This is a genomic window from Mesobacillus jeotgali, assembly GCF_900166585.1.
GTDB lineage: Bacteria > Bacillota > Bacilli > Bacillales > Cytobacillaceae > Mesobacillus > Mesobacillus jeotgali_A.
The window spans coordinates 1870755-1895815 of sequence record NZ_FVZC01000009.1; the positions used below are offsets into that span (position 1 = coordinate 1870755).

Sequence of the window (25061 nt, forward strand, 5' to 3'; positions counted from 1 at the left end):
AGCTCTTTGGTCAGCCTCGAAATACAATGCCCGCTTAATGACGCCATGAGGTGTGGCTGGCGGTTCTGGCGCATTGTAAGCCACGGAGCACCTGACCGTGAACTCGTTCTTTGACTTTATTGGCAGGTCTGGGGTTTGGCGCTGGAGCTAGACAATTCTAGACTTGAATAAAAAATCTCCTATCATTTAATGATAGGAGATTTTATCGTCAGATTCAACGAAGAACCATTTTTAATCTTCGATTAGATCCACCCTCTGAATCTGCTTGCTTCCGCCATCTTCCTTACTCCGACCATGTAGGCAGCCAGACGCATGTCTACTCTGCGTGTCTCGGCAGTCTCATAGATACTGTCAAAGGATTTAACCATTACCTTCTCAAGCTTCTCTTCGACTTCTTCTTCTGTCCAGTAGTAGCCTTGATTGTTCTGTACCCACTCAAAGTAAGAAACGGTAACGCCGCCTGCTGATGCAAGTACATCTGGTACAAGCAGGATGCCGCGTTCAGTAAGGATTTCAGTTGCTTCCAATGTCGTTGGCCCATTTGCAGCCTCAACGACAATGCTTGCCCTGATATTATGTGCATTTTCTTCAGTAATCTGATTTTCTATTGCAGCTGGAACTAGGATGTCACAATCGAGTTCCAGCAATTCTTTATTTGTAATGGTATTATTGAATAATTTAGTTACAGTTCCAAAGCTGTCGCGACGATCAAGCAAGTAATCGATATCGAGGCCAGCTGGATCATGGAGTGCACCATAAGCATCCGAAATTCCGATAATCTTAGCGCCTGCATCATGCATGAACTTCGCCAAGTAGCTTCCGGCGTTTCCAAATCCTTGTACAACAACCCTTGCCCCTTCCAGTTCAATGCCCTTTTTCTTCGCAGCTTCACGGATACAAATAGTAACCCCTTTTGCTGTTGCCGATTCACGACCATGTGAACCACCGAGTACCAGCGGCTTGCCTGTAATGAATCCTGGAGAGTTAAATTCATCTATACGGCTGTATTCATCCATCATCCAAGCCATAATCTGCGAGTTGGTGAAAACATCAGGAGCCGGGATATCCTTTGTAGGGCCGACAATTTGGCTGATCGCGCGCACATAACCGCGGCTCAATCTTTCCAATTCCCTGAATGACATATCGCGGGGATCACACACAATCCCGCCTTTTCCGCCGCCATACGGCAGGTCGACAATGCCACATTTTAAACTCATCCAGATTGATAAGGCTTTAACTTCTTTTTCTGTTACGTTCGGATGGAAACGTATTCCTCCCTTTGTTGGACCCACTGCATCATTGTGCTGCGCCCGGTAGCCAGTAAAGACTTTAACAGATCCGTCATCCATTCTGACAGGGATTTTCACTGTCATCATCCTGAGCGGCTCTTTTAAAAGCTCATACACCTCTTCAGGGTACCCGAGTTTTTCCAAAGCCTTGTGAATAACAGTTTGAGTAGATCGTAAGACGTCATGTTTGTCTTCATTATTTGGAATTTCATTACCGTTTGCGGCTACCATTGATAAACCTCCTAAATCACTTTTGCGGATGTTGTCTGCTTTCATGGATTAGTATACACCTTTGGTTATTTTATGCAAGAAGAAAAAAACAGTTTTCCGCATTTTTTGATTATTGAATGAAAACGCTATCATTCAAGTCCTTATCACTATTGCTCTTAACAAAATTGACTGAATTATGAGACATCCTAAGGAGATGAGCAATTAAAAAGCCGAAGCTCTTTCCATCATTATAAAAAATGATGGACAAGAGTTTCGACTGCACGTTCCTCCATAATTTCGTTTCCATATTCGAGCAGTCTGTGGATGCTCAAGATTGATGGAACCCCATACTCAGCCAATAAGGACACAGTCTTTTCGGCATCTTCTGGCAATATTCCATTCATAAGCAAATAGTAGTGGCCATTCATAAAATGCAGGCTGCCTCCGGTTATACCGGCGTTCATTAATCTTTTTGCCAGCTGGATTACATCTTCAATATTCTCGAACTGAAACAAAATGTCTTCGCTTCCATCGACCGTGACCTGCATTTCGATAATACCATCTTCAAACTGTTCTTCGTCTTCGTCCTGTTCAATCATTGTGATGATCATGACCATACCCTGCGCGTGCAATGAGAAAATTTCCACTGCGACTGAGCCGATGATATCCAAATCGAATTCCTCGCTGGCCTCCTCGAGCATATCGTGGAAAAGCTGGTGCCACTTCAAAGAATCCTTCCAAATATCCTCTTTGGTCAATCCTCTATCGTATAAGTCATCTATCGTAAGGAATATCTTTATTTTATTGCTGGTTAATCGTTCCAAGCGCATAATCATGCCCCCTGCCATCGACAAAGCTCTTATTTTAGTTTATGAAAATATTGCAGGATGGTGAGTTATTAAAATGAATCGATGCGCTTTTTCAACCATTTCTCCCATTCCGTCCTTGATATTCCTACAATGTTTTCCTGATGATTTTTTCGTTGCTCCACAGGCATGGAATCAATCGCTATTCCGCCAATTCCTACATGAAGATTTGGATAATTTCTATTTAAGATTTCCATAAGATCCAGAGTTGCCTTTCTATTCTCTTCAAGTGTGCAGGATAAAAACAAGAACTTTGGTTCTATTTTATCAAGGACTACTTCAAGATCATTTTCAGCAAGACTTGTGCCAAGAAAGACCACTTCGAACCCTTTTCGCCTAAGGAACATGGTATACATCAGAAGACCCAGTTCGTGCCTTTCCCCTGGCCCGCATACAGCAATGGCTCTGGGAAGAAACGAACTATGCGGAAATGAACTTGACAATCCTTCAATTCTCGAACGTAAAAACGAAGTAGCAAAATGCTCATGTGCAGTCGTTATACTTCCCTCTTCCCATAAATCGCCGACTTTAATCAAAATTGGGCCTAATAAATCGATAACCGTTTTATCAATGGTAAACAAGTTGAAGGCATAGTTGATTAATTCATGGGCTTTAGAACTATTGAATTCCATGAGCGCATCCAAAAGTTCTTCCCCTATCTCATTAAGCTTGTCCTTTTTTGTCGAATCGGCTTGCTCTCGGAAATGCCCGGAGTTCTCCAGTAAGGAGACGGCCTGACTGATTGTAAACCCTTGATCAACCTTTGAAATCAGCCACCGCAAGACTTTTAAGTGTTCCTCTGAATATAAACGATGGCCGGATTCATTCCTGACAGGAGCAATCATCTGGTATCTCCTCTCCCAGGCCCTTAATGTCCCCGGCTGGATCCCAAGCATAGTGGACACTGCTTTGATATTATATTTCCCTGCGCTGCTCCCCATTATAAAAACCCTCCGTAAATACCCTGTTCTACCGATTATATCTGCGGAGCATTTCCTTGTAAAACTTCAATCTGCTTGACCTAAGTCAGGGGCCAGAGTAATGAGATGGGTTTCGGCTCTTGCTCCAAGCCTGAATGGCACGCCTGTTGTGCCATATCCATTGCTGGTCAGGATGGTAGTGCCGTTTTTCTCCTTTATTCCGCCTAACTCATATGGACCAAAACCAAAAATCCTGATTTGCCCCCCATGTGTGTGACCACATAATACAAGGCTGATATCGAACTCGGGTTTTAAGCTGCTGGCAATGGCTGGATTATGGCTTACTAGAATGCGAAACCCTTCTTCTTCGGCATCAAGCACGGCCAGATCCAGTCTGCTTTTGCCAAGACCGAAATCATCTATACCTAAAAGATACAGAACGTCGCCAGCAGCAGATTCAAATTTAACTGCTGTATTGTCCAGTACTTTAATACCGGAATGGTACAAAAGCGAGTCGAGTTCGTGGGAATTGAATTCATAATCATTATTCCCCCAGACAAAAAATACAGGAGCAATTGTTTTCAGTTTTTCGATATTAGCAGAAACCCGCTCTAGAGGAACCCCTTTTTCAGCAAGGTCACCCCCAATAATGACTAGGTCAGTCTGTCCTTTGACTTCCTCAATTATTGAGTCTGAGACTATGCGTTTATGGATATCTGAAATAAAAAAGATTCTTACAGAACCAAAGCTGGCAGGGAAATCCTTTAACCTGATTTCCTGCTTTAAAACGGTGTTTTTAAATGCCTGCCGGTACATATATAGTAGAAGGAAGCTGCCAGCTAGCAGCATTCCCAGTATTGTATAGATTATCTCCATTTTTGCCTCCCGGAGTTACTGTTTCTGGCTTTTATCCTTATCTTCAGTTGAGCTAAATGACATCATACCATAAAGCAAACAGAAAACGAAAAAAACTGCTGCCTGCCATCCCCCCAGAGGCAGCAGCAATAGTATACCATCCAAACCGGCTATAGCAAGGAGTACATCAGAAACCGAGCCCCCATCTCTTTTTATTGTACTCTGGACAGCTTTAACACCTTCTCCGATCAAACCACCCATCATGTACATACCTACAGCCATTGCCATAGTACCAGCAAGAAAACCAGCAGGATTCAAGATCGTATCACTGGTGAATTCACCAGAGTGGAGTGGAATGACGTTTGTCATCCAACTGACAGAAAGGTAACCAGAAATCAGTCCGATTACCAGCCTGAAAACTTTCCTCAGCATACAAAAACCTCCCATACACAATGTATGAAAGGCCCTTGTCTTTATTTCCGTATTGGAAATCAAACTTCATGGATGTCAAGAATGCGGAAACCTGAATCTTCCAACTTTTTGACAAACTTGTCAATATTGTCTTTCTTTTCGATTTTCATGACAATCCGGCGGACCAGTTTATCTGTCTCATCAAAAGTAACCAATGAAATAATATGCTCATGGAATTGATGGGCAATATCAGCCAGTCTTGCGATACGTCCTTCTGTTTCAACAGATGTAAACGCAATCCTTACTCCCTCTCTATTTACTCCAAAAGCACTCTGGAACTGATCAAGTGCATCAGAGCGGGTTACAGCTCCCTGAAATTTCCCGTTTTCATCGATTACCGCCATAAGCGGGATATCTTTCAACTTCACCAATGTACTTTCAAAAATTTCTATTCCATGGAGAATCTGTTCCTGCAAAGTCAAAATGTCCTTCGCCGATTTATTTTGAAGGAATTCATCCTTTGAGCCGCCAGTATTGAAATACTCTTGATAAATCCCGTGTCTTGTAACAACACCGGCATATTTGTCACCATCCAAAACCGGTACACCATCAATTTCATTTCCATCCAGCTTTTCCAGCACCGATTGCAATGTATCGTCCAGTTGTGCGGTTATACATTTATACTTCGGTATCATGATACTTTTAACAAACATTCCACTCACCTCAAATTTAAAGTACTGCCATACCTTATATATTTCTGCATATTTATAAAAATCCCTCCTAGAACAGATAAATTAAACATGAAATAAAATTTTGCTCATAAAATGAATTGAAGTTTATCTAGAGGAGGGCTTAGATTGTCAGCATACAGAAGAGTTTGGTACCCGTACTCCAGTCCCTTCGACCCTTGTCCGCCGATTAAGGCAAAAACGTATTCCACACCACCCAATTTATTCATGGGCTTTCAGCCGCCAAACCTTGAACAATTCTCGCCAATGCACGCATTAAGGACAGGAACGCTTTGGAAAGTTTTTTATGATCCCTGGTATTCACCTTATGAGGCTCCAGGGGAGGCGGATCACTCATGAAACAGTTGCCAAAGGAATTTTATGCAGCCATGGAAGAACTCCAGGCAGTAGATTTTGTTCTTGTTGAACTCACTCTATATCTTGATACCCATCCGGAGGATTATAAAGCCATCAATCAGTTCAACCAGTTTGCAAAAGAAAGACGCCGATTAAAGAAAGTTGTTGAAAGCATGTACGGACCTCTCCAGCAATTCGGCAACAGCTACTCTGGTCATCCATGGAACTGGGATGACGGTCCCTGGCCTTGGCAGATATAAAATCATTATAGGAGGGGGTAAGAAAAATGTGGCTTTACGAAAAAAAGTTGCAGTATCCAGTAAAAGTAAGCTCCTGTAACCCCATGCTGGCAAAATTTTTGATTGAACAATATGGTGGTGCAGATGGAGAACTTGCCGCTGCACTAAGATACTTAAATCAACGTTACACAATCCCCGATAAGGTTATTGGACTTTTGACCGACATCGGCACGGAGGAATTCGCCCATTTGGAAATGATTGCAACTATGGTCTATAAATTAACAAAGGATGCAACCGTAGACCAATTAAAAGCAGCGGGACTTGATGGCCATTACGCTGACCATGACAAGGCATTATTCTACCACAATGCAGCCGGCGTCCCTTTTACGGCCACATATATACAGGCAAAAGGGGATCCAATTGCAGATCTATATGAGGATATTGCGGCTGAAGAAAAAGCAAGGGCGACATATCAGTGGATTATCAATATGAGTGATGACCCTGACCTTAACGACGGTCTGAGGTTTCTCAGGGAAAGGGAAATCATCCATTCACAACGCTTCCGGGAAGCAGTGGAAATCATCAAGGAGGATCAGGGGAAAAAGAAGATTTTTTAGCCCTGGCGAAGCATCCATATTGGATGCTTCTTATTTATTTTCGTGATAAAGATTGATATCATACTTTTTTTTCATCATTTCAAAAACAATATGCCGGTTCTTCCACTCTTCCTCCTTCTTCCAAAGATCCTTACTGCGATCAACAATCTCACACCGCAATGCCTGGTATTCTTTCTCTGCTTTTTCACGCTTCTCCTTCAAAAGAATCATAAACCCGTATGTACCTACGGTTAGAATAAGTAAATATAGATTTGCAGAATTCTGAACGAAAACAGAAAAAATCTCGGCGAATGAATAAGAATAAGGCTTCATCACCGTTATATAAATATAGTAAAAATATATCGAGATTAAACCTATTGTTACCCATACGGATAATAGGTGCCTTGATTTATACCGGTCGAATTTATTCTTTCGGTCAATTAAATTCTGCAGCATCCTTTTAGTCGCTGGATCTGTACGATCATCCAGATTCACGATTTCTGATTCCATGGCTAACCCCTCCCTTACTTACATTTTTATGAGCTTGTCCAGGAAGTTATGATAGTGGACCAAAAAAATCATCTAATCAATGCTCGTTTATAGTTCATTAAAGAAAAAAAGCCAGGAGTTTTTCACTCCGGCTAATTTTTAATCGGGATTTTAAGCACTTGTCCCACATGAATTTCATTGCCACTTAGATTGTTCGCTTTTTGGATGATCGGGATTCCATCCTGGGACTTATAATAGTTCATCGCAACTCTGAATAATGTTTCATTGTGTTTTACAGTATGATAAATGATCTTTTCTTCGCTGGAGGAGGCAAGTGAATCGGCGTTTGTCTGCTCTTCCTTTTTTTCAGCAGGTACAGCTGATGGTTTCTCTTCCTTTTCAGCCCCCACTGCTGCCGTTTCTGTGCTGTTTTTGTCTCCGCTGTTCGAGTGTGCGGGTGCAGCTGCCACTACTTCAATATCCTCAGCGTCGGACACTTCTTCAAAAGCTGGTGCTGCTTCCTCTTCTTCTTTATTATTTATATCTTCCCCTTCATCTTTACTCTCAACATTGATCATTTCTACTCCGGCTCGTTCCAAAGTTTTATTTAGCGGCCCATTTGCGCCATCCAGATATGAGAGGATGCTGAAAAAAGAAATAGGCAGCAAGATGAAAAACAAAGCCATCAGCCTGATGACTGGGTATTTTACTTTTACCTTTGTTTTCTTTTGCTTCTGTCTATGAATCTCACTTCTCGGCGGCAGCGCATCTTTTTTCTCCACTATATGCTCTGATTTACGTTCTACCTTTTTCCTCAGCCGCTCAGCCTGGTCCCTGATAGGTTTTTCCTTATTCAACGTCTGTACCCCCAATTGCTGCTTGAGTCCTGAATTTTATAATCAAACCTAAGATGAAATCTATCATAAAATGCATTACGATTGTAACAACTAGGTTGTTTGTCACCATATAAATATAACCGATCAAGAAGCTCAATAAGACAATATTAGTGAACAAAAACCAATTAAACAAATAGCGATAATGAACGACTGCGAAAATGAAGCTTGATAGAACTAACCCTGTATGTGTCTGGATGACTCCCCTGAAAAGGACTTCTTCACTGACCGCTACCATCGCTGCAATCAGTAAAATTTGAATAACACTTCTATTTTTAAAAATTCTTTCGTTCAATCCTCCGTCATCATAATACCTTTTCGGCATATATTTCATAAGGAGGACGTCCAATGCTACAACCGCTGCTCCAGCCCCAAGTCCGTATATTAAAATATTGCTAACGTCCCAGAAGAATAACTCCTTGAACCCACCTATACTATCAAACAATATCATACCTAATATGGCTGAAATCGTTAATAGTAAAATTTGCGTAGCTGCCAGATGGAAAAGCAGTTCTTTTTCAGTAAGACCTGCTATCGTTTCCTTATATCGATCTTTCATTTTATCCGCTCACCTATCAATAAAATTGAAGCCAAATCACGCTTCCAGTCCATTATGTTTTTCTCGTGTTGAGGAAATGGTTTGGTTTCTTTATACTGCTCCATATTAATGCCGCAGATGCTGCAGCAGTTTTCAGGCCGTTGTGCGAGTTCTTCGTTGAACTGCTTCAGAATAACAGCCCTTTTGCATTCCCTGGTATGAATCCACTCAAGCATGCTCCTGATCTTTTTCTTCTTCACTAACAAGCGGTTTTCCACCAATTGGATTAAACTTTGTTTATCAGCTTTATAATCAATTTCCGTCTGATTGGATAGATACTCTTCGACAATCCTCCATTGTATATCAGTGAATCCGCACAACATTGAAAACTCTTCTGCCCGCTTGCCTAAATCATGATAAGAAACTTGATTGTCATTTAGAATTCCAAATAAACGCTCAATCTGATATTGGTCTGGCATCTCACCTTCAGCCAGCTGGTGCGCCAACTGCTCGTCCCCCGGAGTATAGAGCAGAATGGCAATTGAATCCAAACCGTCTCTTGCTGCCCTTCCTATTTCCTGAAGATACGATTCAATTTGCATGGGCATGTGGAAATGAATAACATAACGTACATTATCCTTATTGATGCCCATACCAAAGGCACTGGTGGCACAGACGACATCAAGCTGTCCATTGATGAATTGCTGCTGGATTAGGATCCGGCTTTCGGAATCGAGGCCGCCGTGATAGGCCATAACGTTCTTGATTCCTTTTTCTCTTAGATGCCCTGCAGTTTGTTCAGCGACTTTTTTGCTTGAAAAATAGATGATCCCGGGCCCTTTTAGAATTTTGACCAGTTCAAATGTCCTATCAACCTTTTCCTGGAATGTGGAAACGTGCTCCACCGCAAGGGAAATGGCAGGCCGGTCTACTGAGTATACAACCTCATTCCATTCTTCTAGACAAAGTTTTTCAGCTATATCCCTTCTAACTTCTTTTGAAGCAGTGGCTGTAAGCGCAAGGGTTACTGGATGGCCCAACTTCTCCCGATATTCCCCTAGCTTTAGATAGTCAGGCCTGAAATCATAGCCCCATTGTGAGATGCAGTGGGCCTCATCCACAACGTAAAGGGATACAGACAATTTTTGCAGACGGCCTAATACAGAGTCTATCCCCAGCATTTCAGGAGAAATGAAAATGTATTTATATTTTTCCAGATTGTCAAGTGCCTGGGCCTTTTGCTGGGGAGACAAGAAGGAATTCAATGCAATCACTCTTTTTTCACCCATTGCCATCATTTGATCAACCTGATCCTGCATCAGCGACAGTAGTGGCGAAACAACCAAAATCGGTCCTTCCATCAGATAACCTGGCAACTGGTAGCATAATGATTTTCCAGTACCAGTTGGCAGCATGGAAATGGTATGTTTTTTCCCTAAAACCGATTCGATTGTTTCTCGCTGTCCGGGACGAAAATCAGTAAAATTAAAATATGTGGCAAGATAACTTTTCAGTTCCATTTCATATCACCATACTTGGCCAGAACAAGCCTGATTTCAAAATAGGACACATCATCAACCCGTTCTTTGATCTGCTTTAGCTTTTTAGAGGAATTCTCCTGTGAGGCCTGCAGTATTTTTTCCTGTTTGCTCGATGACACATAATGGTCTATGTCAAAATCCATAATTGTGAGGGCAATTTCCACAATATGGTCTTCTATCGTGCTTTGTTTTAGATTCCTGACAGCAGCAATTTCCTCAAGGGTATAGTTCCGCTGCAATAAGTTATAAGTCTTATCTGTAGAAAGGGTCAACGGCACATCCCGCTCTGCCTTATTTAACATCCCACTCAGTAAAGGATATTCAGATGGGGTGTTATGGATTTTATCGAACATGGCATGCAGGCAATTCAAAAACTCATAGTGATAATGAGCGGGTTCCAGCCCTGTCAATTCCGAAGCCTGCATAATCGTCAAGCCAATTTTCCTGTATCCTGTCAACCTTAACACGACTGATTCCGGTCTAGTCCCGTAATTGTCTAGCGCTTTAATCAGCTCTTTATAAAGCTTTTCCGCCAGCACATAGCGATCTTCATTTTGCTGTTTTAAGTACTGTCTCACCCAGCTTAATGTTTCTGCCTTATTTCTGACAGGTATGTAGGCCCGCTCCTGATTGATCAAATTTGAACTCACCTGTATAAGAAGAGTCAACCTTTCCCAGAAGGACTCGGTGACCTGATGGTACTTCCAGCCATTTAAAAATTCTGGAGGAGGACATTTGGATAAGTGAAACTTCAGTTCTTCAGTTCCCTTCGATGTTAGCGTAACCTTTGTTTCTGCTAATTCCTCTACCAAGCCCTTATGCTGAAGTCTGCTTACCATTCTTTCCAGCCCATCCCTCGTTACTGAAGGATATGTAGAGAAATACGCGGTGATTTTATATAAATGAGCATCCTGGATTGTCTGAGATGAACGCTTGCCTTGCAAAAGATGAAATACAGAAAAAATGGTCCGTTCACCGTTTATTCTTTTCAAAATAGACAATACTACAGATTCCAGATACGTTATTCCCATGTCATCACCCTTGTATGAAATCCAGCTGATTGCTGGAACCTTGTGGTCACTGCATTATTTATTTTACTAATCTCTGTTAAACCGGCATATGATTTATCAGGGGCTTAAGCCTTTACTCTAAAACCGGGTATAACTGCAGGATCTTTTTTAATAACGGAGATTCTTTGTCCGCCAACTGATCCTTTCATGGTAACAGCAGACGGTTAACAAAAAATCAGGCCTGTTATTGCAGAAAAATAATATACGATTATTTTACCATGAAAATGTATTATGAAATGTTTTATTTTAAGCGCAAAAACCATTCAACGCCTTATGTGATAAGCATTCTCAATACTTTTTTTATTGAAATGTTGGCGATACAGTTTTACAATAGGTATGAGGAATACGTTTTCACTGTAATTGGTGAAAACAGCATATTATTGCTAAACACTTGGGAGGAATTATATCATGGCTAAGTACACGATCGTTGACAAAGAAACTTGTATTGCATGCGGAGCTTGCGGTGCAGCTGCTCCAGATATTTACGATTACGATGATGAAGGCATTGCATTTGTAACACTTGATGACAACGAAGGTATCGTTGAAATCCCGGATGTATTGATTGATGACATGATGGATGCATTTGAAGGATGCCCAACTGACTCAATTAAAGTTGCAGACGAGCCATTCGATGGAGATGCAACTAAGTTCGAATAAGATCATACATAAATTCCCGCTGCTAGCGGGAATTTTTTTTATGATCAAATACCAAAAAAGCAACGGTGCCGTTGCTTTTTAAATGAATTATAAGAATTTAGGCACTCTTATATGTCTGCTGCCTTTCAATCCATGTTTTCATCCTCGTGAATATCAGCATGAATACTAAAGACATCATTATACCTTTAACAAAGTTGAACGGAAGAACACCTGCTACAATGAACTGTTTTGTTTCCGGTCCAGACATTGCCGGCATATTGAGGAACATTGTGTACGCGGGCAGGAATACATAGTAGTTAAGCACACTCATCAGGATTGCCATGCTGGCTGTCCCTGCCACAAGGGCAAATGTCATTCCCTTTTTAGTTTTTACTCGTTGATATATATAGTAAGTTGGCAAGATGAAAAGAACTCCTGCGGCGAAGTTGGCGGCATGGCCGACTGGAACTCCCGTTTCACTGCCAGTCATGAAATAATCAAGCATGTTTTTCAATAATTCTACCAAAATACCAGCTGCCGGACCAAAGATCAATGCAGCAATCAATGCAGGAATATCGCTGAAATCGACCATCAAGAATTTTGGGAACGGCGGCATGGGAAAATTCAGCAGCATTAACACATAGGAAATACTGCTTAACATACCAATTGAAACCATTGCTTTGACACTAAACTTTTTCATTATCCTCTCTCCTTATAGAGATCCATCTCACATAAAGAAGAAAGATTCAGCAATCACATACCACTATACAAATAAAACCCTCAAGTTTCATTCTTGAGGGATAAGTGTAAAGGCATGCTGAATGAGCATTCAAAACCTGCATTTTTTGAACGCCTGCAGAACCTCCATCTTCTCCCATCCAGACTATACTGTCGGCTTTGGAATTGCACCAAATCCTGCCTCTACAGGCTCGCGGGCTTAGAGAATCAATCTCATTACCGCCGATCGGGAATTTCACCCTGCCCCGAAGATAGACCATATTTAATTTAACAGGTTTATTATACTGAAAAAAAGAAAATTTGTGAAGAAGTGTGCTTGTGACGAATTAATGTCAGCAAGATTTTATTCCTGTTCTGCCAGCCTAAATATGATGCAAGAATAGAAACATGAAAATTCGTAAATTACCGAGAATTTTTACAGCAAACAACAATAAAGAGAGCGCTTTCACTGTTTTTATGAACATTTAACCCGATTGACAAAGGAATATTCGTCTTGTAAAATAGTCAGAAAATTATAGTTACTTACATAAAGGAGTGAGCGATGATGTTTCAAGTGTTAGCTGCCGATTCAATTAAAGAGGAAGGCCTGCTGCCTTTACTGGAGTGGAAGGATGCTCAAGTTCATATTGGTGGAGTTGATTCAGACGGTATCAATTTAGAGAAAATCGAAGCACTGTTAGTAAGGAGTGCCACAAAGGTGACGGCTGAACTCCTCGACCGAATGCCATCTCTTAAAATCGTTGGACGGGCGGGTGTCGGAGTCGATAATATCGACATTGCTGAGGCTACCAAAAGAGGCGTTGTGGTCGTAAATGCACCGGATGGCAATACAATTTCCACTGCTGAACATACCTTTGCGATGATGGCTGCGTTAATGCGGAATATTCCTCAGGCCCATTCAACAGTAAAACAGGGGCAATGGAAAAGGAACCTGTTCATCGGAAATGAACTCCACAGTAAAACATTGGGAATAATCGGATTAGGAAGGATAGGTTCAGAGCTGGCCAAAAGAGCGCGGGCTTTTGGTATGAACGTGAAGGTGCACGATCCCTTTTTAACGAAGGAACGAGCAGAGGTTTTAGGTGTACAATTATCCACTTTTGAAAATGTGCTTCAGGAAGCGGATATCATTTCAGTTCACACTCCTTTAACGAAGGAAACGAAAGGACTCTTGAATGAAAAAACCTTGAGTCAGACAAAAAAAGGCGTCTATCTCCTAAATTGCGCCAGAGGCGGAATCATCGACGAAATGGATTTAGTCCACTTTATCGAAAACGGCCATGTAGCCGGTGCCGCCCTAGACGTATTCGAAGCAGAACCTCCGGGGGAGCACCCTTTACTTAAATTCGATTCCGTCATTGTCACACCACATCTTGGTGCATCTACAAAAGAAGCACAATTGAATGTTGCCACACAAGTCGCAAGGGAAATCCGGACATTTTTTGAAAATAAACCGGTTGCCAACTCTATTAATCTTCCAGCCATGTCTAAAGAGATCTATGAAAAAATACAGCCGTTCCACCAGCTGGCAAAGGAAATGGGAAAGATTGTTTCCGAATGCCATAACAAAGGTATCAGTGAACTTACAGCGACTTATTCAGGCTCTGCTGCAGATCTGGAAACTTCCTTTCTGACAAAATCCTTGCTGGCAGGATTTTTCGAAAATCGAATCGATGTGAAAGTGAATGAAGTAAATGCGATCCATATCGCGAAAGAGCGTGGAATCATGGTCGGAGAAAAGGTTACCGGTAACTCGTTTGGATATGCAAACACTATGACCGTCACAGCCCGCGGAGATGGAGAAGCTTTTACTGTGAGGGGAACATATATTGATAACTATGGAGCCCGTATTGTCAATCTCGATGGATTTAATATTGATTTCCATCCATCAGGTAACCTGCTGTATATCCAGCATATGGACCGCCCTGGCGTTATCGGTCATGTAGGGAAAATCCTTGGAGACCACAATGTCAACATTGCCACCATGCAGGTTGGCAGAAAAGAAGCTGGGGGCGAAGCCATAATGGTCCTTTCATTTGACAAGCCACTTTCATCCGATATGATAGAAAAACTAGGTACCCTGCAGGATATAGTAACACTCAACAGCATCATTCTTTAAGCACAGAAAACAGGCCACGCTGAACATTCATCGGGGGCCTGTTTTTTCAATTTCCTCTGCTGTTGTTTTATCCCAACGGAAAAGCTCTGCGTTCCCCTTTTGAAAATGTCATGATCTCCTTATAGCCAACCTCTTTAGCAAGCTTAAGAGCCTGATCAAAATCAGCGCCTACATGTTCAGGAACATGAGCATCGGATGATAAAACGATCGGGACTTTTTTATCAAAGCACATTTGTAAAAGCCTTTTATCCGGATACAAAGTCTGAGTAGGTTTCCGCAAGCCAGCTGTACTAATTTCCACGCATGTCCTTGATTGAGCAAGCGCTGTCGTTGCCCTATCATACTGTTCCAAAAGAAAACTTTCCTCTTCAGGAACATAATTAAATATTTTCACAAGATCTATATGCCCAATAATATCAAACAAATCTGATTGCGCGAGGGTCACTACCTGGTCAAAATATTTTGTATATACCTCGTATACATCTCTTTTATCCCATTCTTTGCGATATTCCGCAAGGTCTATACCAAAATCACCGATCCAATGAATCGATCCTATCAAATAATCAAAATCGTAGCTTTTGATAAACTGTTCCATTTCTTTATGTTTTCCAGGAGTATAATCCATCTCAATAGACATCTTCACATCGATCCCATTTCTCCAGGCATCTTCAAAAAGATGGACATAGTCGGCCATATCATAAAATCTGCGTTCATCTACCCAGCTATTCCTTAAAATATCTGCAGTCTGATAAAAGTGATACGCATGTTCCGATATCCCAAATTGCTGAATTCCCTTGGACCTCGCTGTATCAGTAAATTGCTTCAAATAATCGAGTGTCAAAGTGCCTCTTTCCAGGTGATTATGATAATCCGTCAGCATCGTCCCCATCCCCTTTTGACCGTTTTCCCCATTATACTTTCAAGTCATGGCGGGAACAAGGATTTGATTATCGAGTGACCAATATTTGCTGAGGCTGGATTGTATCCGATGACAAATTGTTCAAAGCTTTCAACTGGCCGACAGTTGTCTGTGTCTTCTTTGCAATCGAATTCAAGGTGTCTCCTGATACAACTACATATTTATTTTCATCAGAATTTTCAATGATTAAAACAGAGCCGCTTGATATTTGGTTATTTGTCATCTTATTCTTTTGCTTGATTACATCAACAGAGGTATTATATCTCTTCGCTATGGACCAAAGCGTCTCTCCTGATTTGACAGTATGTTTCAATTCAGAATTATGACCACTATTCTCCGCTGCTTTTACAGCAGATTTAGCATTTCCATGTCGATCTTCAATCGCAATATCATCCGACAATCGAAGCTTCGCAATTGTTTCCATTGTTACTTCATCAACTTTCGCCATAGCCACGACTGGCTGTCCCACAGAAGCTTCCCCTAGTGCCAAAACAGGATCGATAGCATTCTCCTTCTCATATGTCCATTTCTCCTTATGGATTTCAAAATGGAGATGGACGCCTGAAGAATCCCCTGTATTGCCCATAAAACCGATGATATCTCCCTGCTTGACGGCATGTCCTTCTTCAACATTCCTTTTATTCAAATGCGCATATACCGTTTCCAGATTATTTTCATGCTTAATGAATACCACATGTCCGTATGACCCCGAGTAATATGATTTTGTTACGATACCATTATCCACACTATGTATAGGTGTTTTGTATTCACCTGCAATGTCAATACCTTTATGGTGACCATGCCGTGTTCCGTAAAGATCCGTAATGATCCCTTCCGCTGGCCAAACCCAGTCTGAAGTCAATTCTGGTATATCGAGCATTTCTGCCTGAGAGTGCTTTCCACCAAGAAATAGCAAGCTGATACAGAGTGCCATTAACCCAGCAATGAGCAATCGCTTTATATAATCCTGCATTTTCTTCCTCCTTAACTTTTTACTCCCTTTCCATCCCTATGACAACCTGTACAAAAATAGAACTGCAGGGTGGAAAAGCAGCAGCTAAAAAAGCACATTCGTTATAATTGGTGGGAAACTGCTTTTTTATGCAAAAGAAGGAAAATTTATTGATGCCTAGATATTTCATTTCTCCAATCCACAAAAAAAAGAAAGACCTATTGGCCTTTCTTCTAATCAATGTTTTTCTTATTTGGAGCCAGTGGCAGTGGGAGGACTTCAGTCAGATTGAAAGGTCCCAGCTGGTCAATGTTCGCATTTGTAAACTTGACACCAGTGTAATCAAACTCACTTGCCGTCATCAAGATTGCCTCGAGATTCGGCATGAAACCTTCATCAAGTGTTGTATCATCAGTTAAAGTGATTTCCAGGACTTTATCTTTTTGTTCCGTTTTTGCGAGCTTGAAACCTCCTGGAAGAGAAGGTGATAGATATCCTGTCTCATCCCCTGTCCACATCTGGGCAAAAGCTTCACCAATTGTTTTATGCTGCTCTGTGGTTGGGACCAGGTATGGATTTTGCTTGCCTTCAACATCTAGAAACAAGTAAGCCCTTCTCTTTGTACTTTGCGAATTGATTGGAAGCTCCTCCATTTGGCCATAGTTGCCAAGATCAATCCCCTGTTCACCCTCTGTCGTCAACAACAATTTTTCAATGCCTGTACCCGAAAAATTTTTTGTCATCGAATCGACAAAGATTATGTTTGGTGCACTCCCATTTCTGTATGGATGATCTTGTTTTACGTCCAAAGTTAATGTTTTCGTCGATTGGTCATAGCTCCAGGAAGCATCCATAGGATAATACTCCGCTAATCCCCAATCATCTTCCATTAACTTAGGCATTGTATCCGTATAGCTTTCTATCCAGGTTTTCCCTTCTTCTTTCTGTGCAGTTACTGTAACTGGAACAACCGTCATGGCCTGCTTATCAGGAATGGCATAAGTCAGGATTTCTGAATGATCTGTATCCACCTCATCTGGATATAAAGAAATCAGATCCTCATAGGTACTTACTTTATCCATAGCGGCAAATTCTTTAGCCTTTTTTTCCTCACCTTCTGCTGAATCTGCCGTAAAGGTCTGATCCTGCTTCGGAGCACTTTTATTTGCCGAATCATCCCTGACAGATGTATCTCCCTCCATGGATGATTTGGCACCAGAAGCAGAGTTGCTTTCAATGCTCTTATCTGCGGAGTGGTTAACACCCATCAGTTCTGGAGAAAGGATAAAGGCAAGGAAGAGCACAGCTGCTAGTGCAGCACCTGGAATGACCCATGCCGGCATTTTTCTTCTTTTTTCAACCCTATGGGCAATATTTTGATAAATGTCACGAGAGTCGCGATGATCTCTTACCTTGGGCATTTGGCCGAGGATATCTTCTAGCTGCTTATCGCTTAGCTGTGACTTTTTCACTAGTCATCCCTTCCTTTTCAATCATTTCTTCCATAAGCTTTTTTAGTGTCTTTAAAGCACGGTGCTGAGTTGTTTTTACCTTGCTGTCCGTCCACGATAAAGCCTCAGCAGTCTCGGAAATCGTCAATTCATGAATATAGCGCATAATGATTACCATTCGCTGGTCGACAGTGCATTGATCCAGGCACTTGTACATCATTTGAATCTCTTCACTCTGAAGAGCCATCTCCTCCGGCAGAGGCTGGTCATCCCTTACCTGTCGAACTGACATATCAAAGGTTTCAAGTAGGCGCTGCTTCCAGCCCTTCTGTTTGCGAAAATGGTCAATCGCGACATTCTTTGCAATCGAAAAAAGCCATGTTTTTTCACTGCTTTTTCCCTCGAACCTATCGTAAGCCTTGAGAACACGAATATATACTTCCTGAACAAGATCCTCTGCCAGTTCCCTGCTTTTTACCATATAGAATAAAAATTGAAAAACGTCATGATGATATTTTTGATACAATTCATCAAAAACGGAGTTCATAGGTCTTTTCGCCTCCGTATTCATTAGATTAGTCGTAAATCCGATATGAAAGTTTCATATTAACTATATTATTTTTGGATTGGAAAAGAAAGGGTTTTTCGGGGACAAAATAAATGATAAACTCCGGGTTATATTGTGTTCAATCGAATCATGGCTTTTTCAGGATTTTTTTGTTACTGTCTGTCAAAGCCTAATCATGCACTAAAATGTTTGCAGTACAGAGGCATAAGTGTACCGTTGTTCGCTAAATGGAACCTTATCCCTGCCATTCCCGTCACATAAGGGTGCCGTTCCCGGCTAAATGGAACCTTATCCTTGCCAGTCCAGACTCATAAGGGTGCCGTTCCCGGCTAAATGGATCCTTATCCTTGCCAGTCCAGACTCATAAGGGTGCCGTTCCCGGCTAAATGGAATCTTATCCCTGCCAGTCCAGTCATATAAGGGTGCCGTTCCCGGCTAAATGGAACCTTATCCTTGCCAGTTCCGTCACATAAGGGTGCCGTTCCCGGCTAAATGGATCCTTATCCTTGCCAGTCCAGTCATATAAGGGTGCCGTTCCCGGCTAAATGGAACCTTATCCTTGCCAGTTCAGTCACATAAGGGTGCCGTTCCCGGCTAAATGGATCCTTATCCTTGCCAGTCCAGACTCATAAGGGTGCCGTTCCCGGCTAAATGGATCCTTATCCTTGCCAGTCCAGACTCATAAGGGTGCCGTTCCCGGCTAAATGGATCCTTATCCTTGCCAGTTCAGTCATATAAGGGTGCCGTTCCCGGCTAAATGGAACCTTATCCTTGCCAGTCCAGACTCATAAGGGTGCCGTTCCCGGCTAAATGGATCCTTATCCTTGCCAGTCCAGACTCATAAGGGTGCCGTTCCCGGCTAAATGGAATCTTATCCCTGCCAGTCCAGTCATATAAGGGTGCCGTTCCCGGCTAAATGGAACCTTATCCTTGCCAGTTCCGTCACATAAGGGTGCCGTTCTTCGCTAAATGGAACCTTATCCCTGCCATTCCCGTCACATAAGGGTGCCGTTCCCGGCTAAATGGAACCTTATCCTTGCCAGTCCAGACTCATAAGGGTGCCGTTCCCGGCTAAACGGAACCTTATGCCTGCCAGTCCAGTCACATAAGGGTGCCGTTCTTCGCTAATTGGCAAAAAAAAAGCTGTCCAAATCTGATAAGATTGGGTGCAGCCTCTTATATGCGACATTCAATGTTCCTCGTGAATCAAGAATAGTCGGCAAGTTATTCATTATTTCGAGGGATAAAAAAGGAAAATGTCGTACCCTGTCCTAGTTTGCTTTTTACAGAGATAATTCCTCGATGTGCGTCGATGATGTTCTTCGCGATAGCCAGTCCAAGGCCTGTGCCGGAAACTCCGCGAGTCCTCGACTTATCTCCTTTGTAAAAGCGTTCAAACAGGAACGGCAAGTCTTCTTCTGGAATTCCTGGTCCCTGGTCGCTGACTTCAATATACAATCCTCGTTCGTCGGTTCTAACTTTGATTTCCACTTGAGCCGAATCTGGTACATGCCTGATCGCATTATCGATTAAATTGGTCAATACTTGCTCGATTCGGTCGGGGTCAAAGCGAAAATCCCGTTCTTCTGTATCCAGCTGCATTGACAGATCAATTCCTTTTTCCTTTGCCAGACCATGAAACTTTCGTATCACCCTGTTTACGTATTGTTCCAATTCGACCGATTCTACATTAAGCAGAATATGGCCAGCTTCCATGCGAGCCAGATCTAGGAGTTCATTGACAAGACGGCCCATTCTTAACGATTCATCATAAATGACCCTTGCCATTTCCTTCTTCTCTTCATCTGTCTGGGCGATATCATCGACGATGGCCTCACTGTAACCCTGCATCATTGAAATAGGTGTCCGCAGTTCATGTGAAACATTCGCGATAAAATCTTCCCTCATTTTATCAAGCTTTCTCTCTTCGGTCATGTCCCTTACTACAGCTACAGCTCCACGGATAAATCTTTTATTATAAAGCGGGCTGACAATAATCACCCATGTCCTTCCCTGGGCGGTGATTTCGCCAACCTGTTCTTTCTCCGTATTGACCGCCAGCTGGAACAATTCCATGACTTCAGAGGGTACAGCATCTGTATTTTCTGAGACAAGTCCCTGCTCGTAATACCAATACCTCAGGAATACTTCAGCAGGAGGATTTGTAATCAGGATCGTTCCATCACGATTAAACGTGATAACTCCGTCTGCCATACTGCTAAGGATGCTTGTCAGTTGTTCTTTTTCCTGGCTTAAGGCGTTCATATTGAATTTCAGCTGCCGGCCCATTTGATTGAAGGCGGTTGCCAATTCACCAATTTCATCATGCGTCAGGATTGGCACCTTCGTATCAAACTTCCCTCTGGCAACTTCAAAGGCGGCTTCCCTCATTTTTCTTAACGGGGACGTAATCCTTGTTGACAGGAAGAAAGCAAAGATCGTTGTCAGGACAATCGCTACACCTGCAGCCAGCAGGATGAACTTCGTTGTCAGCCGCGTTGTTTCTTCCATGACCGCTAAGGACTGATAAATAAAGACAGCGCCATTTCCCTTATCATATTGGTGCAGGGGAACCCCAATCATCAAGTACCGGGTATCATCCACCTTGCTAGATACACCAGGCAATTCTGTAATAATGTCTACCTTCTTGTCCTTTTCAAAGACTTCCGATAGATCATCATCTTTGGTAAAAAAAGAAACTGGTACATGAGTTGCTTTTTCGCTGTCTGGGGAATAAAAATATGTATTTTCATCCCTGATCACCGTTACTCTTGAATTGTCATCGACCATTTCCCAAGCAATCTCAAGGCCCAGCTCTTCTTCATTGCCAGGGTGATCTTCCAGTACCCCGGCAATCTTTTCAGCCGTATTGGTCATTTCTTTTCTTGTTTCATTAATATGATAGTTTTCAAAGAACTCCATCAGCATGACTGTCAGGATGAACAAGACAAAAGAAACGAGCAGAAGGATGGTAATCCACAGCTTACCTACTACGCTTCGCCAAAACATCATTCATTGACTACCTCAAACTTGTAGCCAACCCCCCAGACTGTAACAATCATTTTAGCAGCCTGTTCTGAAACTTTATTCAGTTTCTCGCGCAATCTTTTTACATGAGTATCTACTGTACGCAAATCACCAAAAAATTCATAATGCCATACTTCCTTCAATAATTGCTCCCTGTCAAAAACTTTATCCGGAGCTTTTGCAAGGAAATAGAGCAATTCATATTCCTTAGGAGTCAAGCTTACCTCTTTGCCATCTGCTAAAACCCTATGGGCATCATTATCAATGGTTAAATGAGGGAAAACAATCACATCTTTTGCAGTCGTTTCAGTCTGCAGGTAGCTGGTGCTCGAAGAACGTCGGAGCATCGCCTTGACACGCAAAACAACCTCACGCGGGCTGAAAGGTTTAACGATGTAATCATCTGTTCCAACCTCAAATCCCTGTACCCTGTTCACTTCCTCACCTTTAGCTGTAAGCATGATGACAGGAGTTGACTTCTTTTCACGAAGGTCACGGCAAACCTCGATTCCGTCTTTCCCCGGCATCATCAAATCAAGCAGGATGACGTCGTAATCGTTTGCAAGCGACTTCGCCAGAGCTTCATTTCCGTCTTCTGCTTCATCAATTATATAGTTCTCTCTTTCAAGATACATCTTCAATAATCTTCTGATTCTTTCTTCATCATCCACTACTAAAATCTTCACTTCTTTTTCCATTAGGTATATCCCTCCCTGCGATTATTTTACATAAACAAGAGTCTTCTTTCCATGCTTTTTTAAAAAAGGCCTTCACTTAAAACAGTGAAGGCTGTCATTAATTTGACACATATCAGGATCCTGCATAAGAATGCAGGCCTGCGATAACAAGGTTAACCGCTACAAGATTGAACATAATGATAATAAAACCAATTACGGCCAGCCATGCAGACTTTTCTCCATGCCATCCTTTTGAAAGGCGTAAATGAAGGAACGCTGCATAGAACAGCCAAGTGATCAATGCCCAAACTTCCTTCGGATCCCAGCCCCAGAAACGAGTCCAGGCAATCTGGGCCCAAATCATCGCAAAGATCAGACCTCCAAGCGTAAACACCGGAAAACCGATCAAGACAGAACGATAGCCGATTTCATCGACAAGATCCATATTGATATTCTTCGTCCACGGCTGCAGGGCTGCTGCAACTCGCTTGCGCAGGATAAGCCTTATTAAAGCATATAATACTATACCCGCAGCGAGTGACCAAATAACCGTGTTTAATTTCTTGGCACTTATGATGGCTGGTGTCTCAAATAATGGTTCCAGGCGATCCTTATCAGTCAATTCAAACTGATGCGGCCCTACTAAAGCAGGAATAGTATATTCCTCTGTCGCAGGCTGCCCTTCCTTGTTTACGTAATTGAAATTAGCTGAATAATCTGTTGCTGCAAAGTAACTTGAAACAAATATGAAGCCGAGCGTACTGATCAGTCCAAATAAAACAACTTCCAGCCATAAGGTACTTTTGCTTTTTTTCGATTGATCAACACTTCTTACAAGATAAATCAGTCCAGCAGCGAAACTGACTGCCAGGATTGCCTGTCCAATCGCAGTAGTGGTTACGTGGATATGGAGCCAGTAACTTTGCAATGCTGGAATCAAAGGTGTCACTTCCCTAGGGAACATGCTTCCATAAGCAATGATCAAAGCTGCTACTGGCAATGTGAACAAGCCCAGCAATGGTGTTTTATACATGAAATAAATGATGATAAAGGCGCCTACCAGGGACATTCCAAAGAAAGTCGTAAATTCGAATAGATTGCTGACCGGTGCATGTCCGGAAGCAATCCATCTTAAGATGAAAAATGTCAACTGGGACAAAAAACCTGCTATAGTGACAGTAATTCCAATATTGGCCCATTTGTTTGGTGCATTTTTTTTGTCAGCATGCCTTTTATCCTTGATTGCTCCCCCAAAAAATAAAATACCAACAAGATAGAGGATAAAAGCAGCAAACAGGAAGTTTGAGCTTAATTCAACCATCGTTCTCCCTCCTTATTCCTTCTTTTCTTCTGCTAGCTGGTCCTCCGGAGCTGCTATTGCTGAATCGGAAAAGACCTCTTCCAGCTCCCTTTTCAAACCATGCCAGTTTTTATTTGTATGCGCAGCCGTTAAAACCTGTCCGTTCATTCTTCTTAACCATATACGACGGTGATTCCAGTAGGAACCCTGAATTACGCCTATCATGAAAATCAGTCCACCGAGTCCAAGGAGCCACAAAGTGAGGTCTTTTCTGACAGTCAGGGCAGTTACATTCTTCGTGTCAATACCTGCAAATGTCATCTTATACTCATTTTCCCCTAAAGGTTCGAGATTCTGCCTGATGGCTACGAAACTGACTTCTCCATCTGGTTTTTCAGGGCTGAACATTTTGAAAATGAATGCAGGATTGTTCGGAATCCGTGATTTGGTCGCAGGCTCCCCATCTTCATTGAACTCGAAATCAGGGAAATAGCTCATCACTTCAACTTTGTAGCCATTCCCTAAATCATACTTCGTTTTAGGGTCATATAAGTCGACCGCCACTTCTCCAAATTGTTTCTTTGTCTTTTTGTTCTCAAGTTGGAATGTCATCTTGCTCATTTCATCAAGCTTATAATCAACCTGATACAATGCAAAGCCATCAACCTTCAATGGCTTGTTTACCTGGATTGCCTGATCCCGGATTTTTTCAAGTTCAGGCTTTTCCCCGGGGACAATTTCTCCCTGTCTCTCATACAGAGTAGCATTGGTTTGATAGTTTTTAACTACTGTTCCTGCCTTATCAATAGCATTCTGGAAAACTTCCTCATCTTTATCTTTATCATAGACTTCAAAGATAAATTGATTGTTTTTAAGATAGTAACGGCCTTCCGTGCCGGGTATCGATTTTGTTTCCCCTTCCCGGAGCCAAAGAATCTCATCTACGTACATACCAGGGACAAACCTGAGCATGCCGCCAATCAAAAAAATGATCAGACCAAGGTGGTTTACATATGGGCCCCATCGGGAAAATCGGTTTTTCTCAGCAAGGATATCACCATTTTCCTCCCGAAGCTGATAACGCTTTTTCGTTAATTTTTCTTTAAGTTTCTCTGCATCTGCATCGGATAGTGCTGCATCAGAAACACCGAACATTCTCTGGCGCTTTAAAAAGCTCTCATGTCTTGAAACCCTTTGTTTTTTAAGGGATCTGTATAAAGGAACCACCCTGTCCAGGCTGGCGATCACAAGAGAAATTCCAAGCCCAGCAATCAGCAACAGGTACCACCAGGAGCTGTACAGATTGTGAAATCCAAGATCATAATAAAGTTTCCCCAGCCAACCGTATTGTTCCTCATAGTATTCCGCCGGAGGCATCAGCGGGGGAATGTACATTTCCTGCGGGAAAATTGTCCCTAATGAGGAAGCGATCAAGAGGATGACAATCAGCCATACCCCAACTTTCACCGAGGAAAAGAAATTCCAAATTTTATCGATTATCGTCTTATTATAAGTTTGTGATCGGCGGGCACTTCCCTCATACCGCATATCAAGAAGCTGCTTTTCTTTCTCTCTTTCTTCCAGTATTCTTCCGCAAGATTCACATAGGACTGTCCCCTGCGGATTTACATGGCCGCACTCACATTTTACTTCGTTCATAGTAAAAACTCCC

The 25061-nt window shown here is 42.2% G+C and carries 25 protein-coding genes and 1 riboswitch; of the genes, 5 read left to right on the forward strand and 20 right to left on the reverse strand.

Annotation, left to right across the window (positions count from 1 at the left end; translation table 11 throughout):
• Window positions 1-242: 242 nt before the first annotated feature.
• The 6 genes from B5X77_RS19490 to B5X77_RS19515 all read right to left on the reverse strand — a co-directional run bounded on the left by B5X77_RS19490 (window position 243) and on the right by B5X77_RS19515 (window position 5264).
• A complete protein-coding gene (locus B5X77_RS19490; RefSeq protein ID WP_079509581.1) occupies window positions 243-1520 on the reverse strand; it encodes a Glu/Leu/Phe/Val family dehydrogenase in 1278 nt (425 codons plus the stop codon).
• A gap of 227 nt (window positions 1521-1747) precedes the next feature.
• A complete protein-coding gene (locus B5X77_RS19495) occupies window positions 1748-2329 on the reverse strand; it encodes a genetic competence negative regulator (protein WP_079509582.1) in 582 nt (193 codons plus the stop codon).
• A 68-nt stretch (window positions 2330-2397) separates the two neighbouring features.
• Entirely contained in the window at window positions 2398-3306 is a 909-nt protein-coding gene (locus B5X77_RS19500) for a MerR family transcriptional regulator (protein WP_079509583.1), read from the reverse strand.
• A 66-nt stretch (window positions 3307-3372) separates the two neighbouring features.
• Window positions 3373-4161: a metallophosphoesterase gene (locus B5X77_RS19505; RefSeq protein ID WP_176167378.1), complete on the reverse strand. Its 789-nt coding sequence runs from the start codon at window positions 4159-4161 to the stop codon at window positions 3373-3375.
• Between the two features lie 15 nt (window positions 4162-4176).
• A complete protein-coding gene (locus B5X77_RS19510) occupies window positions 4177-4572 on the reverse strand; it encodes a hypothetical protein (RefSeq protein WP_079509584.1) in 396 nt (131 codons plus the stop codon).
• 59 nt (window positions 4573-4631) lie between these two features.
• On the reverse strand, window positions 4632-5264 hold the full coding sequence (locus tag B5X77_RS19515; protein WP_079509585.1) for a CBS domain-containing protein: 633 nt from the start codon (window positions 5262-5264) through the stop codon (window positions 4632-4634).
• A 144-nt stretch (window positions 5265-5408) separates the two neighbouring features.
• Between B5X77_RS19515 and B5X77_RS19520 the strand changes: the two genes are divergently transcribed.
• The 3 genes from B5X77_RS19520 to B5X77_RS19530 are packed head-to-tail and all read left to right on the forward strand — an operon-like array spanning window position 5409 to window position 6492.
• Complete coding sequence (locus B5X77_RS19520; protein WP_079509586.1) at window positions 5409-5639, forward strand: spore coat associated protein CotJA; 231 nt, start codon at window positions 5409-5411, stop codon at window positions 5637-5639.
• Complete coding sequence (locus B5X77_RS19525; protein ID WP_079509587.1) at window positions 5636-5896, forward strand: spore coat protein CotJB; 261 nt, start codon at window positions 5636-5638, stop codon at window positions 5894-5896. Before B5X77_RS19520 ends, B5X77_RS19525 begins: the two co-directional genes overlap by 4 nt.
• Before the next feature lie 26 nt (window positions 5897-5922).
• Entirely contained in the window at window positions 5923-6492 is a 570-nt protein-coding gene (locus B5X77_RS19530; RefSeq protein ID WP_079509588.1) for a manganese catalase family protein, read from the forward strand.
• Between the two features lie 30 nt (window positions 6493-6522).
• Here B5X77_RS19530 and B5X77_RS19535 read toward each other — a convergent pair whose 3' ends face one another.
• From B5X77_RS19535 to B5X77_RS19555, 5 genes are all read right to left on the reverse strand, one after another.
• Entirely contained in the window at window positions 6523-6981 is a 459-nt protein-coding gene (locus B5X77_RS19535) for a YpbF family protein (protein WP_079509589.1), read from the reverse strand.
• 131 nt (window positions 6982-7112) lie between these two features.
• A complete protein-coding gene (locus B5X77_RS19540) occupies window positions 7113-7817 on the reverse strand; it encodes a LysM peptidoglycan-binding domain-containing protein (protein ID WP_079509590.1) in 705 nt (234 codons plus the stop codon).
• Window positions 7810-8412, reverse strand: a complete 603-nt coding sequence (locus B5X77_RS19545; protein WP_079509591.1) for a CPBP family intramembrane glutamic endopeptidase — start codon at window positions 8410-8412, stop codon at window positions 7810-7812. The genes B5X77_RS19540 and B5X77_RS19545 overlap by 8 nt, the downstream gene beginning before the upstream one ends.
• On the reverse strand, window positions 8409-9911 hold the full coding sequence (locus B5X77_RS19550; protein ID WP_079509592.1) for a RecQ family ATP-dependent DNA helicase: 1503 nt from the start codon (window positions 9909-9911) through the stop codon (window positions 8409-8411). The genes B5X77_RS19545 and B5X77_RS19550 overlap by 4 nt, the downstream gene beginning before the upstream one ends.
• Window positions 9902-10963 carry a YpbB family protein gene (locus tag B5X77_RS19555; RefSeq protein ID WP_079509593.1) on the reverse strand — a complete coding sequence of 354 codons (1062 nt, stop codon included), beginning with the start codon at window positions 10961-10963 and terminating at the stop codon, window positions 9902-9904. The genes B5X77_RS19550 and B5X77_RS19555 overlap by 10 nt, the downstream gene beginning before the upstream one ends.
• A 447-nt stretch (window positions 10964-11410) precedes the next feature.
• Between B5X77_RS19555 and B5X77_RS19560 the strand changes: the two genes are divergently transcribed.
• Window positions 11411-11659: a ferredoxin gene (locus B5X77_RS19560; protein ID WP_079509594.1), complete on the forward strand. Its 249-nt coding sequence runs from the start codon at window positions 11411-11413 to the stop codon at window positions 11657-11659.
• Window positions 11660-11756: 97 nt separating this feature from the next.
• Here B5X77_RS19560 and B5X77_RS19565 read toward each other — a convergent pair whose 3' ends face one another.
• Entirely contained in the window at window positions 11757-12338 is a 582-nt protein-coding gene (locus B5X77_RS19565; RefSeq protein ID WP_079509595.1) for an ECF transporter S component, read from the reverse strand.
• Between the two features lie 162 nt (window positions 12339-12500).
• A riboswitch (FMN riboswitch) is annotated at window positions 12501-12633 on the reverse strand.
• A gap of 287 nt (window positions 12634-12920) precedes the next feature.
• Here B5X77_RS19565 and serA point away from each other — a divergent pair.
• Window positions 12921-14495, forward strand: coding sequence for a phosphoglycerate dehydrogenase (gene serA, locus B5X77_RS19570; protein WP_079509596.1), 1575 nt, complete (start codon window positions 12921-12923; stop codon window positions 14493-14495).
• 67 nt (window positions 14496-14562) lie between these two features.
• On the opposite strand, the gene B5X77_RS19575 is transcribed toward serA, so the two are convergent.
• From B5X77_RS19575 to resB, 8 genes are all read right to left on the reverse strand, one after another.
• Window positions 14563-15375: a histidinol-phosphatase gene (locus B5X77_RS19575; protein WP_079509597.1), complete on the reverse strand. Its 813-nt coding sequence runs from the start codon at window positions 15373-15375 to the stop codon at window positions 14563-14565.
• 67 nt (window positions 15376-15442) lie between these two features.
• Window positions 15443-16387, reverse strand: coding sequence for a peptidoglycan DD-metalloendopeptidase family protein (locus B5X77_RS19580; RefSeq protein WP_079509598.1), 945 nt, complete (start codon window positions 16385-16387; stop codon window positions 15443-15445).
• A gap of 212 nt (window positions 16388-16599) precedes the next feature.
• Window positions 16600-17838 (reverse strand): hypothetical protein, encoded by a 1239-nt coding sequence (locus B5X77_RS19585; protein WP_079509599.1) that lies wholly within the window; start codon window positions 17836-17838, stop codon window positions 16600-16602.
• On the reverse strand, window positions 17813-18364 hold the full coding sequence (gene sigX / locus B5X77_RS19590) for an RNA polymerase sigma factor SigX (protein WP_079509600.1): 552 nt from the start codon (window positions 18362-18364) through the stop codon (window positions 17813-17815). Before sigX ends, B5X77_RS19585 begins: the two co-directional genes overlap by 26 nt.
• 1245 nt (window positions 18365-19609) lie before the next feature.
• Window positions 19610-21397, reverse strand: a complete 1788-nt coding sequence (locus tag B5X77_RS19595) for an ATP-binding protein (RefSeq protein ID WP_079509601.1) — start codon at window positions 21395-21397, stop codon at window positions 19610-19612.
• Window positions 21394-22110 carry a response regulator transcription factor gene (locus tag B5X77_RS19600; protein ID WP_079509602.1) on the reverse strand — a complete coding sequence of 239 codons (717 nt, stop codon included), beginning with the start codon at window positions 22108-22110 and terminating at the stop codon, window positions 21394-21396. Before B5X77_RS19600 ends, B5X77_RS19595 begins: the two co-directional genes overlap by 4 nt.
• Window positions 22111-22222: 112 nt before the next feature.
• Entirely contained in the window at window positions 22223-23410 is a 1188-nt protein-coding gene (gene ccsB / locus B5X77_RS19605; RefSeq protein WP_079509603.1) for a c-type cytochrome biogenesis protein CcsB, read from the reverse strand.
• A gap of 12 nt (window positions 23411-23422) precedes the next feature.
• Window positions 23423-25048, reverse strand: coding sequence for a cytochrome c biogenesis protein ResB (gene resB, locus B5X77_RS19610; RefSeq protein ID WP_079509604.1), 1626 nt, complete (start codon window positions 25046-25048; stop codon window positions 23423-23425).
• Between the last annotated feature and the right edge of the window lie 13 nt (window positions 25049-25061).